Genomic DNA, 15,960 nt, shown 5'->3' with positions numbered 1-15,960 from the left:
TGGTTTGCGTTCGTGGTTTGTGCTAGGGATCGGAAAAACCACGTAGAACAAGGCCGGGGCGCAGGGCAGTCGCGATCGGCAGATGGGGGCACATGCGAGTCATCGGTATTGATCCGGGTCTTCGGAATCTCGGCTGGGGCGTGATCGAGAGCACGGGCGCGCGGCTACGTCACGTCGCCAACGGCACCTGCCATTCCGAGGGCGACGACCTTGCCGAGCGGCTTCTGTCTCTGGCCTACCGGCTGCGCGCGGTGATCGCCGAGCATGGCCCCGAGGCGGCGGCGGTGGAGCATGTCTTCGTCAACTCGGACGGCGCGGGCACGCTCAAGCTCGGCCAGGCGCGGGGCATCGCCTTGATGATCCCGGCCGAGGCGGGGCTGGCGGTGGGCGAATACATGCCATCGACCATCAAGAAGGCGGTGGTCGGCAACGGCGCGGCCGCCAAGGCGCAGGTGCAGCACATGGTCAAGCTTCAGCTTCCGGGTGTGAGGCTCGACAGCGCCGACGCCGCAGACGCGCTTGCGGTCGCGATCTGCCACGCGCATCACCTGCAATCGGCGGGGCATCTGGCGGCGGCGGTGGCGCGCGCCGAGGCAGGGAGGGTGCGGGCGTGATCGGCCGCATCGCCGGACGGCTCGAATATCGCGCCTCCGATCACGTGCTGATCGACGTGCGCGGCGTGGGCTATGTGGTCTATGTCTCCGATCGGGTGCTGGCACAGCTGCCCGGACCGGGCGAGGCGGTGGCGCTCTATACCGAACTTCTGGTGCGCGAGGACATCCTGCAACTTTTCGGCTTTCCGACGTTGGTCGAAAAGGAATGGCACCGGCTATTGCTCACGGTGCAGGGGATCGGCGCCAAGGCGTCCTTGGCGATCCTCGGCGCGCTGGGCGCGGACGGGCTTGGTCGGGCGATCGCCTTGGCCGACTGGTCGGCGGTGGCGCGGGCCAAGGGGGTCGGCCCCAAGACCGCGCAGCGGGTGGTCAACGAACTCAAGGACAAGGCGCCCTCGATCATGTCGATGGGCGCACAGCCCGCCGCGATGCGCGATGAAGACGCCGATGCGGTGATCGAGGACGCGCCGGGCGAGACCCTTGCGCCCAAGCGCAAGCCCGCCAGAAAGAAGGACGAGGGCAGCGCCGCCGCGCAGGCCGAGGCGCTCTCGGCGCTGGGCAATCTCGGATACGGGCTGTCCGAGGCGGCGGGCGCGGTGGCGGAATCCGCGCATGAGGCGCCCGAGGCCGACACCGCGGCGCTGATCCGCGCGGCGCTGCGCAAGCTTGCGCCCAAGGAGCGGTGAGTTGCCGCGCCCTCTTTTGCGGCATCCTCGCGATGCATAGGACCGAACCATGACCGACACCCCTGATCCCGCGCTGCGCCCCGAACGGCTTCCCGAGGACCACGACCGCGCTTTGCGGCCACAGGGGCTCAATGAATTCATCGGTCAGGCCGAGGCCCGCGCCAATCTGCGCATCTTCATCGAGAGCGCGCGGATCCGGGGGGAGGCGATGGACCACACGCTGTTCCACGGCCCGCCGGGTCTGGGCAAGACGACGCTGGCGCAGATCATCTCGCGCGAGCTGGGCGTGGGCTTTCGCATGACCTCGGGGCCCGTGCTGGCCAAGGCGGGCGATCTCGCGGCGATCCTCACCAATCTCGAGCCGCGCGACGTGCTTTTCATCGACGAGATCCACCGGCTCAACCCCGCTGTGGAGGAGGTGCTGTATCCAGCGCTCGAGGACTACGCGCTCGATCTGGTGATCGGCGAGGGGCCTGCCGCGCGCACCGTGCGGATCGAACTGCAGCCCTTCACGCTAGTGGGGGCCACGACCCGGCTCGGTCTGCTGACCACGCCGCTGCGCGACCGCTTCGGCATCCCGACGCGGCTGCAATTCTATACCGTCGACGAGTTGCACGAGATCGTCACCCGCAATGCTCGCCTGCTCGGCACGCCCGCCGATGACGCAGGGGCGCGCGAGATCGCGCGGCGGGCGCGCGGCACGCCTCGGATCGCCGGGCGGCTGCTGCGCCGGGTTGTCGATTTCGCGGTTGTCGAGGGCGACGGGCGGGTCACGCAGGAGCTGGCCGACAGCGCGCTGACCCGGCTCGGCGTCGACGATCTGGGCCTTGACGGAGCCGACCGGCGCTACCTGCGCCTCATTGCCGAGGCCTATGGCGGCGGCCCGGTGGGGATCGAGACGCTTTCGGCGGCTCTGTCCGAAAGCCGCGATGCGCTCGAGGAGGTGATCGAGCCGTTCCTGCTGCAACAGGGATTGATCCAGCGCACGCCGCGCGGCCGGATGCTGGCGCATGCCGCATGGCGACACCTTGGATTGGCGGTGCCGCGTCCCCCGGAGGCGGGGCAGGGCGTGCTGTTCGACTGAGCCTCCGGCGCTGGACGCGCGGGGCCGCGCCGCGTATTCCCTCGTGAAACAGGAGGACCGGCCATGCTGGATGCGAAAACCGTCGAGGCGATGTTCACCCGAGGTGACGGCAGCTACATGTGCGCCCGCTGGGGCCGCCCCATTGCGCCGGTGGTCTTCGGCGTCGAGGACGAGACGCTCTCGGTGTTGAAATCGGCGCTGCAGGCGCTGTGCCACCTTGCCGATCACGACATGGCCGAGACCGACCCCGAGCTTGGGGTGAACCTGCTGATGTTCTTCTGCCGGGAATGGGACGAGCTGACGGCGGTGCCCGATCTCGACAAGCTGGTGCCGGGTCTGCCCGAACTTCTGACCAAGCTCGAAGAAGGCGACGCCAGCCAGTACCGCGCCTTTCGCTTCGAGCCCGACGGCGCGATCCGCGCGGGCATCGTGTTTTTGCGCATGAAGGGCGAGGCACTTGATACGCCGGCCGACGTGCTGGCGCTGAGCCAGGCGGTGCTGTCGATGCTGACATGGTCCGAGACCGCTTTCGACGCGGCCTCGCCTCTGGCCTCGGTGCCCGATGGCACGGTGGTGCTCAAACCCGAGATCGCCTCGCTCATCCGCGCGGCCTACGACCCGGTGCTGCCCGCCGCCTCCGACGATCCCGCGACCGCGCTGCGCCTGGCGGCGCGGATGGACCATTGAGCCACTGTTTCGAAATCCGGGTCTATTACGAGGACACGGATCTCGCGGGCATCGTCTATTATGCCAACTACCTGAAGTTCATCGAGCGCGCTCGCACCGAATGGGTGCGGGGTCTGGGCGTCGACCAGTCGCGGCTCAAGACCGAGGAGGGGATCGTCTTCGCGGTGCGCCGCGTCGAGGCCGACTACCTGACGCCCGCGCGATTCGACGACGTGCTAGCGGTTGAGACGCGGGTCGAGGAAATCGGCGGCGCGCGGATCACGCTGACGCAGACGGTGCGGCGGGACGACGAGACGTGCTTTGTGGCACGCGTGCAGCTCGTAGCCCTGTCGAACACGGGGCGACCGCAGCGACTTCCCGAAGCTCTCAAGCGCGCCATCGCCGAAGACTGACGGCGCGCGCCGGGGTGCGCGGAGTTCCGCCGACCGGGCGCGGGCGCATTGGCGGGGGCTGTCGCAGGTCACGCCGCCGTGCAAAGCGCGAAGTGGATTTCGCCCGGCGGATCGGTTATGCGCGGCCAAGGCGGCCCGCGAGAGGCCGTGCGCGCGACACAAAGAGCAGGCAGATGGATCAGGTAACCGACTTCTCGATGTGGGCGCTTTTTGCCCGCGCGACGATCACCGTCAAATTGGTCATGATCGCATTGATCCTGGCTTCGATCTGGTGCTGGGCCGTGATCGTCGACAAGATCATCCAGTACCGCGCCGCCCGCGCCGAGGCCGCGCGTTTCGACCGCGCCTTCTGGTCCGGCGAGCCGCTCGACCAGCTCTTCGATGAAATCGGCGCCGAGCCGCATGGCGCGTCGCAGCGCATCTTCAGCGCCGGGATGACCGAATGGCGGCGCTCGCACCGGCAGGATGGCGGGCTGATCGCGGGCGCGCAGGCGCGGATCGACCGCGGCATGGACGTGGCCATCGCCAAGGAGGCCGCGCGCCTGCAGCGCGGTCTGCCCGTGCTCGCCACCACGGGCTCCACCGCGCCGTTCGTCGGCCTCTTCGGCACGGTCTTCGGCATCATGAACGCCTTTATCGAGATTGCCGAGGCGCAGAACACCAACCTCGCCGTGGTGGCACCGGGCATCGCCGAGGCGCTGCTTGCCACCGGTCTCGGCCTGATGGCCGCGATCCCGGCCGTGATCTTCTACAACAAGCTGTCGGCCGATGCCGACCGGCTGATCGGCGGCTACGAGGCCTTCGCCGACGAGTTCTCGACCATCCTGTCGCGCCAGCTGGACAGCTGAGATGGGCGCAGGTGTCATGAAATCGGGTGGCGGCGGCAATCGTCGCGGTCGCCGCCGGGGCCGGGCGCAGCCGATGGCCGAAATCAACATCACGCCCTTCGTGGACGTGATGCTGGTGCTGTTGATCATCTTCATGGTCGCGGCCCCCCTGATGACAGTGGGCATCCCCGTGGAGCTGCCGCAGACCGCCGCCTCGGCGCTGCCATCGGACGAGGAAGAGCCGCTGACCGTCACCGTCACCGCCGAGGGTGGTCTGATGATCCAGACCACCGAAGTGCCGCAGGGCGAACTGATCACCCGGCTTCAGGCAATCGCATCCGAACGCACCAGCAACCGCATCTTCCTGCGCGCCGACGGGGCCAACGCGTGGAACCGCGTGGCCGAGGTCATGGGCGCGCTCAATGCGGGCGGCTTTTCGAACATCGGCCTCGTCACCGACGTGGGCGGCTCGGATTTCGGCGCGGGCGCGCCGACCGCGCTGCCCTCGGGCGGCTGAGGCCCTGATGTCATGAGCACGGGGGGCTACATCTCGGGCATCGGCCATGCCGGCCTGCTGCTCTGGCTCGTCATGGGCTGGGGTCTCGACAGCGAACCGCTGGATTTCGAGGTGGCACCCGTGTCCGTGGTCTCGGGCGAGGAATATGCCGCCCTCGTCGCCGCCACCTCGCCACAGCCGCAGACGGAGGTACCCCCGGCCCCCGAGACGCCCGTGGTCGAGGAGACCCCGCCCGCGCCCGAAGCGCCGCCAGAGACACCGACGGAGGCCGCGCCGCCACCGCCGCCGCCGGAGGCGCCGTCCGAGGAGACGCCGCCGCCGCCCGCGCCCGAACCGCTGCCTGAGCCGCCCGCCGAGGCGGTGGAGGAGATCGCGCCACCGCCGCCGCCGCCTCCGGCTTCGGCTTCGGCCCCACCGCCGAGCCCGCTGCCCGACATTTCCGAGCGCCCGGTGCCGCGCCCCGCGCCCCGCGTGGCCCCCGAGGCCGTCGCCCCGCCGCCGCCCGACGTGCAGGTGGCAGACGAGGTGCGCGAGGCCGCGACGCCGGAGGCCGAGAGCGCCGAGGTCGCCGAGATCGAGGAACAGGCGACCGCGCCCGAGGAAGCCGCGACGGAGATCGTGACCGAAGCCGAGGAGCCCGCGAGCGCCCCCGAGATGCCGCCCGCGCCGCAGGTCGCGGCCCTCGCGCCGCCCTCCGCGCCACGCCCGCCGTCACGGCCCGCTCGCGCGGCGCCTGCGCCCGAACCGGCTCCGGAGACCCCGGCGGAGACCCAGCCCGCGCAGTCGCAGGACGTCGAGCCGGACCCCGAGCCCGCGCCCGCGCCCAGCACTGATACCAGCGATGCCGTGGCGGATGCGCTGGCCGCAGCCCTGGCGAGCACGCCCGCGCCGTCGGCCCCCGCCGCAGCCGCCAATCCCGGCCCGCCGATGACGGGCGGCGAGCAGGACGCCTTCCGCGTTGCGGTGCAGCAATGCTGGAACGTCGATGTCGGCTCCGAGGCGGCGCGAGTGACGCTTACCGTCGCCTTCGATCTCGACCCGCAGGGCCGGGTGCAGGGCGATGTGCGCCGCGTTTCGGGCGATGGCGGCAGCGAGGCGGCGATCGAGGCGGCCTACCAGTCGGCGCGCCGCGCCATCCTGCGCTGCGAAAAGGACGGCTACGTGCTGCCCGCCGACAAGTACGAGCAATGGAAGGAGGTCGAGATGACCTTCGACCCCTCGGGCATGAGGATGCGCTGATGCCGCGCCTCTCGCCCGCGACACCGTTGAACCCGCGCCCCGAACGGGGCGTTGCCCAACCACATGCGGCTGCCCAAGAAGGGGGAACAGACCCCCGCGGCCTGACGGAACGAGGACAATGATGCTGACCAGAACCATCGCGCTTCTGCTGGCGCCGCTCGTCGCGGCTGCCGCTCTTCCGGCGCCCGCGCTCGCGCAGGGCGGCCCTTTGCGGATCACCATCTCCGAAGGCGTGATCGAACCGCTGCCCTTTGCGGTGCCGGGCTTTCAGGCCGAGACTGCAGGAGCCGAGCAGCTTGCGGCCGACATCACCCGCGTCGTCGCGCAGGATCTCAGCGGCACCGGCCTGTTCCGCGAGATCCCGTCCTCTTCCTTCATCTCGACGCCCGGGAGCTTTGCCAGCCCGGTGGCCTATCCCGACTGGCGCGCGATCAACGCGCAGGCGCTGATCACCGGCGCCGTCGCGGTCAATGGCGACCAACTCACTGTGAAGTTCCGCCTTTATGACGTGTTCACCGGCGCCGAGCTGGGCGAAGGGTTGCAATTCGCGGGCACGCGGGGCGGTTGGCGCCGCATGGGTCACAAGGTGGCCGATGCGGTCTATTCCCGCATCACCGGCGAAAGCGGCTATTTCGACAGCCGCGTCGTCTTCGTCTCCGAGAGCGGCGCCAAGGACAACCGTGCGCGGCGTCTGGGCATCATGGATTACGACGGCGAGAACCGGCAGTTCCTGACCGACAGCAACAGCCTCGTGCTGGCCCCGCGCTTTTCGCCCAATGGCGACCGGGTGCTCTATACCAGCTACGAGAGCGGCTTTCCCCGGATCAACCTTCTCGACGTGGCCAGCGTCGGCCGCCGGCAGATCAGCACGGTCGAGGGCGAGATGGCCTTCTCCCCGCGCTTTTCCAAGGATGGCGGCGCGGTGATCTACTCGGTCTCCACCGGTGGCAACACCGACATCTACCGCACCGATCTGAACTCGGGCGCGCATAGCCGCCTGACCTCGGCGCCTTCGATCGAAACCTCGCCGTCGCTGTCGCCCGACGGCAGCCGGATCGTGTTTGAGAGCGACCGCTCGGGCACCCAGCAGATTTATGTCATGTCCGCCTCCGGCGGTGAGCCGCAGCGTATCTCCTTCGGCGAAGGGCGCTATGGCTCCCCGGTCTGGTCGCCGCGCGGCGATCTCATCGCCTTCACCAAGCAGAACGCGGGCCGGTTCCACATCGGCGTGATGCGCACCGACGGATCCGAGGAGCGGCTGCTCACCTCATCCTTCCTCGACGAGAGCCCGACCTGGGCCCCCAACGGCCGGGTGCTGATGTTCACGCGCGAGACCCAAGGCGCCTCCGGCGGACCGCAGGTCCATTCGGTCGATATCTCGGGCCGCAATCTCAAGCCCGTGCCGACGGGCGGCTTCTCTTCGGATCCCTCCTGGGGACCGCTGCAGCAATGACGCGCCGTTTGCACGGGGGCGACCCCGTGCTAGGCATGCCGACAAACACTCCTCGAGGGGCAGGACCTGACACATGAACAAGTATCTCACCGCTTCCATTCTCATCGGCGCTCTGGCGCTCTCGGCCTGCACGCGGCCTGACCGCTTCGGCGCGGGTGCCGGTGCGGGCGCCGACGGTCTCGGCGCGGGCGCCGGTGCGGGCGCGGGCTTCGACCAGTCGGCCGGGATCGGCCAGGGCGGCCTCGGCGGCGCGGGCAACCCCAACAGCCCCGAATACTTCGCCCAGAGCATCGGCGACCGGGTGCTGTTCTCGGTCGACCAGTCGACCCTGACCTCCGAGGCGATGGCGACGCTCGACGGCCAGGCGCAATGGCTGATGACCAACAGCGATTACCTCGCAGTGATCGAAGGCCACGCCGACGAGCAGGGCACCCGCGAATACAACGTGGCCTTGGGTGCGCGGCGTGCCAACGCGGCGCGCGAATACCTGATCTCGCGTGGGGTGCCCTCGTCGCGTCTGCGCACCATCTCCTATGGCAAGGAACGCCCCGTCGCGACCTGCTCGGACCCGAGCTGCTATGCCCAGAACCGTCGTGCCGTCACCGTGATCGCAGCCGGAGCGCTGAGCTGATGCGCCCGCTTCTGCGCCCGCTCGCGCTTCTGTGTGCCCTTGCGGCCCCGGCCGCCGGCGTGGCGCAGGAGCAAGACAAGACCCTCGCCGACATTCGTCAGGAACTGTCGGTGCTCTATGGCGACATCCAGTCGCTCAAATCCGAGCTGAACACCACCGGGGCCGCACCCTCGGCGGTGGGCGGCAATTCGGCGCTGGAGCGGCTCAACGCCATCGAGGCGCAGTTGCAGGGCCTGACCTCCAAGACCGAGGAGCTGGAGTTCCGGATCAACCGGCTCACCACCGATGGCACCAACCGGGTCGGCGATCTCGAATTCCGGATCTGCGAGCTGGAGGACGGGTGCGACATCGGCCAGCTGGGCGACACGCCCAGCCTCGGTGGCGTCGACAGCGCCGCCAATGTTCCCACCCCTGCGGCCCCGGCTCCGACCGGGTCCGGTCCCGCGCTTGCCATCGGCGAGCAGGCGGATTTCGAGCGGGCGTCGGAGGCGCTCGCCCAAGGTGACTTTCGCGGCGCCGCTGACCAGTTTGCGGCCTATGTCCAGACCTATCCCGGCGGCGCGCTGAGCGCCGAGGCCCTGTTCAAGCGCGGCGAGGCCCTGTCGGGTCTGGGCGACAGCTCGGGGGCCGCGCGCGCCTATCTCGACAGCTTCTCGGGCGATCCCGACGGCAAGGTCGCGGCGCAGGCGCTGTTCAAGCTGGGCCAGTCCCTCGCTGCGCTGGGGCAGGTGCCCGACGCCTGCGTGACGCTGGGCGAGGTTGGCACGCGGTTCCCCGGCGATGCGGCCGCCGCCGAGGCGCAGACCGCGATGCGGAGCCTGTCCTGCCAGTGATGGCGGGCCGATGAGCCTGACGCCGGACGCTCTCGTCCGCGCCGCCGCGGCATGTTTCGAGACCGGGCCTTGCGAGGGGCTCGGTCTTGCCGTGTCGGGGGGGAGCGATTCGATGGCGCTGTTGCACATGCTGGCGCCCGAGGCACAGGCGCGGGGCATCACGCTTCGTGCCGCCACGGTGGATCATCGTTTGCGCCCCGAGGCCCGCGCCGAGGCCGCGGCCGTGGCGGCCGCTTGCGCGGGTCTCGGCGTGCCGCACGAGATCCTCGACTGGACCGGCTGGGACAGACGCGGAAATCTGCAGGACGCGGCGCGGCGGGCGCGGCGCAGGCTGCTCGCAGATTGGGCGCAGCGCCACGGTCTCGGCGCGGTGGCCCTGGGGCACACCCGCGATGATCAGGCCGAGACGGTGCTGATGCGGCTGGCGCGGGGCTCGGGCGTCGATGGGCTCGCGGGCATGGCGTCGCGGCGGCAGGCAGACGGGCTCACATGGCTCAGGCCGCTCCTTGGGCTGCGGCGCGACGATCTGCGCGGCTGGCTCATGGCGCAGGGCGTGGGCTGGGTCGAGGATCCCTCCAACGCCGATCCGCGGTTCCAACGGGTCCGTGCCCGCGCGGCGCTCGATGCACTCGTTCCTGTCGGCATCGCGGCAGGAGGGCTGGCCGATACGGCGGATCGCATGGCGATGGCGCGCGCGGCGCTCGAACATCTCGCTGCCACGCTGTCGTTGCAGGCGGTGCGGCTTCGGGCGGGCGCGGTCGAGATCGACGCCGTGATACTGCGCGACGCACCCGAAGAAACCCGGCTGCGGCTCGTCTCGGCGGCGCTGCGCTGGATCGGGGCGTGCGACTACCGGCCCCGTCTGGAAAGCCTGCGCGACGCGCTGGGTCGCGCAGGTGAGGGACGGTGGCGCAGCCTGTCGGGCGTGTTGCTGGCCGAAAAGGGCGGGCGGCTCTGGCTGTGCCGTGAGCCAGGGCGCGTCGAAGCCCCGGTACCGGCGGGTGCCATTTGGGACAGGCGGTGGCGGATCTGCGGGGCCGATGAAGGTGTTACGATCGGGGCGCTTGATGAGCCTGGTCTCGCGCAGTGCCCGGGCTGGCGCGATCTGGGCCTGCCGAGGGCTGCGCTGCTGTCGAGCCCGGCAATCTGGCGGGATGGGATGCTCATCGCGGCGCCTTGCGTGGTACCCGACGCGGCGTATCGCGCGCGGATTGTCGCGGAGTTCCCTTATCCGACGCTTCCGCATTGAAGATGGCGCGGCAATCTCTATTTTGAATTCGTGGCCCGCGACTTCCGTTTTGCGCGGCCAAACCAATTTTCGGAGGAAATCTCTTGGGCAACGCGCGCAACATCGCCTTCTGGGTCGTGCTTTTCTTGCTGATCCTGGCGCTGTTCAACCTGTTCAGCGGCGGGCAGTCCACGCTCCAGTCGAATACCCGCAACTATTCCGACTTCGTTGAAGCGGTCGAGACGGGCAACGTCTCGCAAGTCACGCTCGACGGCGAGGAGGTGCGTTACCGCGGCACCGACGGGCGCGACTACGTCACCATCAAGCCCGAGGACGCCGAGGTCACGCAACTGCTGATCGATCAGGACATCCCGGTGAGCGCGCGCAGCCAGGAACAGTCGGGCTTCACCACCTTCCTGCTGTCGCTGCTGCCCTTCCTGCTTCTGATCGGCGTGTGGATCTACTTCATGAACCGCATGCAGGGCGGCGGCAAAGGCGGGGCCATGGGCTTTGGCAAGAGCCGCGCCAAGCTGCTCACCGAGAAGCATGGCCGCGTCACCTTCGACGACGTGGCGGGCATCGACGAGGCCAAGGACGAGCTTGAGGAGATCGTCGAGTTCCTGCGCAACCCGCAGAAATTCTCGCGTCTCGGCGGCAAGATCCCGAAAGGCGCGCTGCTGGTGGGCCCTCCGGGTACCGGTAAGACGCTTCTGGCACGCGCCATCGCGGGCGAGGCGGGCGTGCCCTTCTTCACCATCTCTGGCTCCGACTTCGTCGAGATGTTCGTGGGCGTTGGCGCCAGCCGCGTTCGCGACATGTTCGAGCAGGCCAAGAAGAACGCGCCCTGCATCGTCTTTATCGACGAAATCGACGCCGTGGGCCGGTCGCGTGGCGTCGGCTATGGCGGCGGCAACGACGAGCGAGAGCAGACGCTGAACCAGCTTCTGGTCGAGATGGACGGCTTCGAGGCCAATGAGGGCATCATCATCGTCGCGGCGACCAACCGTCCCGACGTGCTCGATCCCGCGCTGCTGCGCCCCGGTCGCTTCGACCGTCAGGTTCAGGTGCCGAATCCCGATATCAAGGGCCGTGAGAAGATCCTCGGCGTGCATGCCCGCAAGGTGCCGCTCGGCCCCGACGTGGACCTGCGCATCATCGCGCGCGGCACCCCCGGTTTCTCGGGCGCCGATCTCGCCAACCTCGTCAACGAGGCGGCGCTGATGGCCGCGCGTGTCGGCCGCCGCTTCGTCACGATGATCGATTTCGAAAGTGCCAAGGACAAGGTCATGATGGGGGCCGAGCGCCGCTCCATGGTGATGTCCGAGGACGAGAAGAAGCTGACCGCCTACCATGAGGCGGGCCATGCCGTCGTCGGTCTCAACGTTCCGCAGCACGACCCGATCCACAAGGCGACGATCATCCCGCGCGGTCGCGCGCTGGGTCTCGTGCTGAGCTTGCCCGAGCGTGATCAGCTATCGGTGACCTACACCAAATACACCTCCAAGATCGCCATGGCGATGGGTGGCAAGGTGGCCGAAGAGTTGATCTTCGGGCGTGAGAACGTCACCTCGGGAGCGACCTCGGACATCCAGCAGGTGACCAAGATCGCCCGTGCGATGGTCACGCAGTTCGGCTTCTCCGACAAGATCGGCCATATCGACTATGCCAACGAGCAGCAGAGCTATCTCGGCTCCTACTCGGGCGGGGCAAGTCATTCGGCCGAGACCCAGAAGGTCATCGACGAGGAGGTCCGCCGGATCATCGACGAAGGCTATGACACCGCCAAGCGCATTCTGACCGAGCGACGCGAGGATCTGGAGCGTCTGGCGCAGGGTCTTCTGGAGTACGAGACGCTGACCGGCAACGAGATCACCCGCGTGATCGCCGGCGAGCCGCTCAACCGTGGCGATGACGACGACAGCCAGAAGCCCGAACAGGGTGGCGGCGCGTCGGTCACGGCGATCCCCAAGACCCGCAAGCCCAAGCCCACGGATGGCGGCGTCCCCGAACCCAGCGCCTGATCCGCGTTTCACGCAACAGGCGGCAAGCCCCGGCACCGAAAGGCGCCGGGGCTTTTTCGCGGCCGCTTGAGCGCGGCCCGTCCGGCTGGCAAGAGTGACGCATTCCCGTCCGGAGTTGCCCATGCCCGCCCTTGCCCCTACCGAATTTCACGGCCGCATAACTTGGCTCGGTCGCGTGCCGCACCGAGAGGCCAAGCCGATCGAGACCGAGGCGCTGGAGGAGATGCCCTTGGGCTTCGACGGGCTCGCCGGGGAGGTCCATGCGGGGCTGACGCGGCCCTCATGCTCGCGCGTCACCTCGCAGCACGTCCGGGGCACTGAGATCCGCAACAGCCGCCAGCTCAGCATTGTTGGGGCCGAGGAACTGGCGACGATCGCCGCCAAGCTCGGGTTGGAGAGGATCGATCCTGCGTGGCTCGGGGCCTCGGTCGTGGTTGAGGGGCTGCCGGACTTCAGCCACCTGCCACCCTCGGCGCGGCTGCAGGGGCCGGATGGCTGCACGCTGGTGATCGACATGCAGAACCGCCCCTGCCAGTTTCCCGCGATGACCATCGAGGCGGCCCATCCCGGGCAGGGCAAGGGGTTCAAGGCCGCCGCCCATGGCCTGCGGGGCGTCACCGCATGGGTCGAGCGGCCCGGCACGCTGCGCCGGGGCGACGCGCTGCGGCTGCATCTGCCGGACCAGAGAGCGTGGCGTCCCGATGCCAAGAGCGACGTTTAAGCGCGTCGAAGGGTCGCCGGGGTGCGGGACAGCGCCGCCCGGGCCGCGACGCTGGGACAGGGAAGAGGGAGCTCAGACATGGCGCAGAAAACCGACATCGAGATCGCCCGCGCGGCGGACAAGCTGCCGATCCGCGAGATCGGCGCGCGGCTCGGCATCGAGGAGGGCGACCTGCTCCCCTATGGCCACGACAAGGCCAAGATATCGCAGCCTTTCATCGACAGTCTCAAGGGGCGGCCCGACGGCAAGCTGATCCTCGTGACGGCGATCAACCCGACGCCTGCGGGCGAGGGCAAGACCACGACCACCGTGGGCTTGGGTGATGCCATCAACCGGATCGGGCGCAAGGCGGCGATCTGCATCCGCGAGGCATCATTGGGCCCGAATTTCGGTATGAAGGGCGGGGCGGCTGGCGGCGGATATGCGCAGATCGTGCCGATGGAGGAGATGAACCTCCATTTCACCGGCGATTTCCACGCGATCACGAGCGCGCACAACCTGCTCTCGGCGATGATCGACAACCACATCTACTGGGGCAACGAGCTCGACATCGACATCCGCCGTATCACGTGGCGGCGGGTGATGGACATGAACGACCGGGCGCTGCGGCAGATCACGGCGAGCCTTGGCGGGGTCTCGAACGGCTTTCCGCGCGAGGCGGGCTTCGACATCACCGTCGCCTCCGAAGTGATGGCGATCCTGTGCCTCGCCACCGATCTGCACGACCTTGAAAGGCGCCTCGGCGACATGATCGTGGCCTATCGCCGGGATCGCACGCCGGTCTTCGCGCGCGATCTCAAGGCCGACGGCGCGATGACGGTGCTGCTGCGCGACGCGATGCAGCCCAACCTCGTGCAGACGCTCGAGAACAACCCCGCCTTCGTGCATGGCGGCCCCTTCGCCAACATCGCGCATGGCTGCAACTCGGTCATTGCCACCACCACGGCGCTCAAGCTCGCGGATTTCGTGGTGACCGAGGCGGGCTTCGGCGCCGATCTCGGGGCCGAGAAGTTCTTTGACATCAAGTGCCGCAAGGCCGGGCTGCATCCCGACGCCGCCGTGCTGGTGGCGACGATCCGCGCGCTCAAGATGAATGGCGGCACCGCCAAGGAGGATCTGGACCACCACGACCCCGAGGCCGTGGCGCGCGGTTGCGCCAATCTCGGGCGGCATTTGTCGAACCTCAAGGGGTTCGGCGTGCCGGTGGTCGTGGCGATCAACCATTTCGACGGCGACAGCGAGACCGAGATCGCCGCCGTCATGGAGTATGTCCGCCATCACGGTTCGGAAGCGGTGCTGTGTCGCCATTGGGCCGAGGGCGGGCGCGGGGCCGAGGCACTGGCCGAGCGGGTCGTGGCGCTGGCCGAAAGCGGCGCCTCGGCCTTCTCGCCGCTCTATGAGGACGAGATGGGGCTGTTCGACAAGATCGACACCATCGCGCGGCGCATCTACCATGCCGATCAGGCCATCGCCGATGCCAAGATCCGTGACCAGCTCCACGCGTGGGAGGCGCAGGGCTATGGCCATTTGCCAGTCTGCATGGCCAAGACGCAATACAGCTTCACCACCGATCCGACCCGGCGCGGCGCGCCCACGGGCCATGACGTGCCGGTGCGCGAGGTGCGGCTTTCGGCAGGGGCAGGCTTTGTCGTCGCGGTCTGCGGAGAGATCATGACCATGCCCGGCCTGCCGAGCCGCCCCGCCGCCGAGCGTATCCGCCTGTCGAAGGACGGTCACGTCGAGGGGCTGTTCTAGCTCGTCAAGCTGTGGGAAAAGGCGCGCCAGCAGCTTTGCGAAAGGGGTTCCGATGAGTGCAGCGGCCGAAATCGGCGACATGGCAACGCTTCGACGCGAGATCGACGCGATCGATGCGGATCTGGTGCGGCTTCTGGCACGCCGCGCCTCGATGATCGAGCGGGCGATCGAGCTGAAGCCGGGCGAGGGGCTCCCCGCCCGGATCGACACCCGCGTGCGCGACGTGTTGGAAAAGGTGATCGCGCGCGCCCATGCCGAAGGGCTCGATACCGATCTCGCCGAGCGGCTGTGGCGCGAGATGATGGAGCATTTCATCGCGCGCGAGGAAGAGGTTCTGGGCAAGGGGGACGCGACATGACCGCCACGATCATCGACGGCAAGGCCTTTGCCGCCGACATCCGGGGCCGTGTGGCCGAACAGGTCACGGCGCTCAAGGCGGCGCATGGCATCACCCCCGGCCTCGCCGTGGTGCTGGTGGGCACGGACGCGGCCTCGGAAGTCTATGTGAAGTCCAAGGGCCGGATGACGGGCGAAGTCGGCATGGAAAGCTTTTCGCATCGCCTGCCGGAGGAGACCTCGGAAGCGGATCTTCTGGCTCTGGTCGAGCAGTTGAACGCCGACAGGTCGGTGCATGGCATCCTCGTGCAGCTTCCTTTGCCGTGTCACATGAACTCGGACGCGGTGATCAACGCGATCGATCCGGCCAAGGACGTGGACGGCTTTCACATCTCGAATGTCGGCCTGCTCGGCACCGGCCAGAAGGCGATGGTGCCCTGCACGCCGCTGGGCTCCCTGATGATGTTGCGCGATCACTTGGGCGACATGTCGGGCAAGGAGGCGGTGGTGATCGGTCGCTCCAACATCGTGGGCAAGCCGATGGCGCATCTGCTCCTGGGCGAAAACTGCACGGTGAGCATCGCGCACAGCCGCACGAAGGACATCGCCGATGTCGTGCGCCGTGCCGACATCGTCGTCGCCGCCGTGGGCCGGCCCGGCATGATCAAGGGCGACTGGATCAAGCCCGGCGCCACGGTGATCGACGTTGGCATCAACCGGGTGGAGGTCGAGGATGGCAAGACCCGGCTGGTGGGCGATGTCGATTTCGACGAGGTCCGGGAGGTCGCGGGCGCGATCACCCCGGTACCCGGCGGCGTCGGGCCGATGACCATCGCCTGTCTGCTCGCCAACACGCTCACCGCTGCCTGCCGGGCCAACGGCCTGCCCGAGCCCGAAGGGCTTACTGTCTGAACGTCTCCGAAGGGCTCATCGTCT

At 68.6% G+C, this 15,960-nt stretch carries 17 protein-coding genes; all 17 read left to right on the top strand.

What is annotated here, in order from left to right; all coding sequences use genetic code 11:
- Positions 1-92: 92 nt before the first annotated feature.
- The 17 genes from ruvC to folD all read left to right on the top strand — a co-directional run bounded on the left by ruvC (position 93) and on the right by folD (position 15,936).
- The gene (gene ruvC, locus ACJASC_RS09560; protein ID WP_415145504.1) at positions 93-614 is read left to right on the top strand and encodes a crossover junction endodeoxyribonuclease RuvC; all 522 of its coding nucleotides are present in this window, start codon (positions 93-95) and stop codon (positions 612-614) included.
- On the top strand, positions 611-1,300 hold the full coding sequence (ruvA, locus tag ACJASC_RS09555; protein WP_415145502.1) for a Holliday junction branch migration protein RuvA: 690 nt from the start codon (positions 611-613) through the stop codon (positions 1,298-1,300). The genes ruvC and ruvA overlap by 4 nt, the downstream gene beginning before the upstream one ends.
- Before the next feature lie 49 nt (positions 1,301-1,349).
- Positions 1,350-2,384: a Holliday junction branch migration DNA helicase RuvB gene (ruvB, locus tag ACJASC_RS09550; protein WP_021695197.1), complete on the top strand. Its 1,035-nt coding sequence runs from the start codon at positions 1,350-1,352 to the stop codon at positions 2,382-2,384.
- A 63-nt stretch (positions 2,385-2,447) separates the two neighbouring features.
- Positions 2,448-3,071, top strand: coding sequence for a hypothetical protein (locus tag ACJASC_RS09545; RefSeq protein ID WP_415145500.1), 624 nt, complete (start codon positions 2,448-2,450; stop codon positions 3,069-3,071).
- On the top strand, positions 3,068-3,463 hold the full coding sequence (ybgC, locus tag ACJASC_RS09540; RefSeq protein ID WP_415145498.1) for a tol-pal system-associated acyl-CoA thioesterase: 396 nt from the start codon (positions 3,068-3,070) through the stop codon (positions 3,461-3,463). Before ACJASC_RS09545 ends, ybgC begins: the two co-directional genes overlap by 4 nt.
- 173 nt (positions 3,464-3,636) lie before the next feature.
- Positions 3,637-4,311 carry a protein TolQ gene (tolQ, locus tag ACJASC_RS09535; protein WP_415145496.1) on the top strand — a complete coding sequence of 225 codons (675 nt, stop codon included), beginning with the start codon at positions 3,637-3,639 and terminating at the stop codon, positions 4,309-4,311.
- Position 4,312: 1 nt separating this feature from the next.
- Positions 4,313-4,807, top strand: a complete 495-nt coding sequence (locus ACJASC_RS09530) for an ExbD/TolR family protein (protein WP_415145494.1) — start codon at positions 4,313-4,315, stop codon at positions 4,805-4,807.
- Positions 4,808-4,819: 12 nt separating this feature from the next.
- Entirely contained in the window at positions 4,820-6,046 is a 1,227-nt protein-coding gene (locus ACJASC_RS09525; RefSeq protein ID WP_415145492.1) for a hypothetical protein, read from the top strand.
- Positions 6,047-6,167: 121 nt separating this feature from the next.
- Complete coding sequence (gene tolB / locus ACJASC_RS09520; protein ID WP_021695477.1) at positions 6,168-7,499, top strand: Tol-Pal system beta propeller repeat protein TolB; 1,332 nt, start codon at positions 6,168-6,170, stop codon at positions 7,497-7,499.
- Positions 7,500-7,572: 73 nt separating this feature from the next.
- A complete protein-coding gene (pal, locus tag ACJASC_RS09515; RefSeq protein WP_021695478.1) occupies positions 7,573-8,130 on the top strand; it encodes a peptidoglycan-associated lipoprotein Pal in 558 nt (185 codons plus the stop codon).
- Positions 8,130-8,963: a tol-pal system protein YbgF gene (gene ybgF / locus ACJASC_RS09510; protein WP_021695479.1), complete on the top strand. Its 834-nt coding sequence runs from the start codon at positions 8,130-8,132 to the stop codon at positions 8,961-8,963. The genes pal and ybgF overlap by 1 nt, the downstream gene beginning before the upstream one ends.
- 10 nt (positions 8,964-8,973) lie before the next feature.
- The gene (tilS, locus tag ACJASC_RS09505) at positions 8,974-10,212 is read left to right on the top strand and encodes a tRNA lysidine(34) synthetase TilS (RefSeq protein WP_415145489.1); all 1,239 of its coding nucleotides are present in this window, start codon (positions 8,974-8,976) and stop codon (positions 10,210-10,212) included.
- Between the two features lie 83 nt (positions 10,213-10,295).
- Complete coding sequence (gene ftsH, locus ACJASC_RS09500; RefSeq protein WP_415145487.1) at positions 10,296-12,212, top strand: ATP-dependent zinc metalloprotease FtsH; 1,917 nt, start codon at positions 10,296-10,298, stop codon at positions 12,210-12,212.
- Positions 12,213-12,333: 121 nt separating this feature from the next.
- Positions 12,334-12,933 (top strand): MOSC domain-containing protein, encoded by a 600-nt coding sequence (locus ACJASC_RS09495; RefSeq protein ID WP_415145485.1) that lies wholly within the window; start codon positions 12,334-12,336, stop codon positions 12,931-12,933.
- A 78-nt stretch (positions 12,934-13,011) separates the two neighbouring features.
- Complete coding sequence (locus ACJASC_RS09490) at positions 13,012-14,688, top strand: formate--tetrahydrofolate ligase (RefSeq protein ID WP_415145483.1); 1,677 nt, start codon at positions 13,012-13,014, stop codon at positions 14,686-14,688.
- 52 nt (positions 14,689-14,740) lie between these two features.
- Entirely contained in the window at positions 14,741-15,046 is a 306-nt protein-coding gene (locus tag ACJASC_RS09485; RefSeq protein WP_021695484.1) for a chorismate mutase, read from the top strand.
- Positions 15,043-15,936 (top strand): bifunctional methylenetetrahydrofolate dehydrogenase/methenyltetrahydrofolate cyclohydrolase FolD, encoded by an 894-nt coding sequence (folD, locus tag ACJASC_RS09480; RefSeq protein WP_415145481.1) that lies wholly within the window; start codon positions 15,043-15,045, stop codon positions 15,934-15,936. Before ACJASC_RS09485 ends, folD begins: the two co-directional genes overlap by 4 nt.
- Positions 15,937-15,960 lie beyond the last annotated feature (24 nt).

The sequence above is a fragment of the Limimaricola cinnabarinus genome (assembly GCF_047631075.1).
In the GTDB taxonomy this organism is placed as follows: domain Bacteria; phylum Pseudomonadota; class Alphaproteobacteria; order Rhodobacterales; family Rhodobacteraceae; genus Limimaricola; species Limimaricola cinnabarinus.
This window is presented reverse-complemented; position numbering and strand designations above follow the sequence as displayed.

What these genes read in the sequence shown, in the direction of transcription:
- ybgF (WP_021695479.1), top strand. Translation starts at nt 8,130, where the DNA reads ATGCGCCCGCTTCTGCGCCCGCTCGCGCTTCTGTGTGCCCTTGCGGCC.
- tolQ (WP_415145496.1), top strand. Translation starts at nt 3,637, where the DNA reads ATGGATCAGGTAACCGACTTCTCGATGTGGGCGCTTTTTGCCCGCGCG.
- folD (WP_415145481.1), top strand. Translation starts at nt 15,043, where the DNA reads ATGACCGCCACGATCATCGACGGCAAGGCCTTTGCCGCCGACATCCGG.
- ACJASC_RS09495 (WP_415145485.1), top strand. Translation starts at nt 12,334, where the DNA reads ATGCCCGCCCTTGCCCCTACCGAATTTCACGGCCGCATAACTTGGCTC.
- tolB (WP_021695477.1), top strand. Translation starts at nt 6,168, where the DNA reads ATGCTGACCAGAACCATCGCGCTTCTGCTGGCGCCGCTCGTCGCGGCT.
- tilS (WP_415145489.1), top strand. Translation starts at nt 8,974, where the DNA reads ATGAGCCTGACGCCGGACGCTCTCGTCCGCGCCGCCGCGGCATGTTTC.
- ruvC (WP_415145504.1), top strand. Translation starts at nt 93, where the DNA reads ATGCGAGTCATCGGTATTGATCCGGGTCTTCGGAATCTCGGCTGGGGC.
- ACJASC_RS09530 (WP_415145494.1), top strand. Translation starts at nt 4,313, where the DNA reads ATGGGCGCAGGTGTCATGAAATCGGGTGGCGGCGGCAATCGTCGCGGT.
- ruvB (WP_021695197.1), top strand. Translation starts at nt 1,350, where the DNA reads ATGACCGACACCCCTGATCCCGCGCTGCGCCCCGAACGGCTTCCCGAG.
- pal (WP_021695478.1), top strand. Translation starts at nt 7,573, where the DNA reads ATGAACAAGTATCTCACCGCTTCCATTCTCATCGGCGCTCTGGCGCTC.
- ACJASC_RS09545 (WP_415145500.1), top strand. Translation starts at nt 2,448, where the DNA reads ATGCTGGATGCGAAAACCGTCGAGGCGATGTTCACCCGAGGTGACGGC.
- ACJASC_RS09490 (WP_415145483.1), top strand. Translation starts at nt 13,012, where the DNA reads ATGGCGCAGAAAACCGACATCGAGATCGCCCGCGCGGCGGACAAGCTG.
- ACJASC_RS09485 (WP_021695484.1), top strand. Translation starts at nt 14,741, where the DNA reads ATGAGTGCAGCGGCCGAAATCGGCGACATGGCAACGCTTCGACGCGAG.
- ACJASC_RS09525 (WP_415145492.1), top strand. Translation starts at nt 4,820, where the DNA reads ATGAGCACGGGGGGCTACATCTCGGGCATCGGCCATGCCGGCCTGCTG.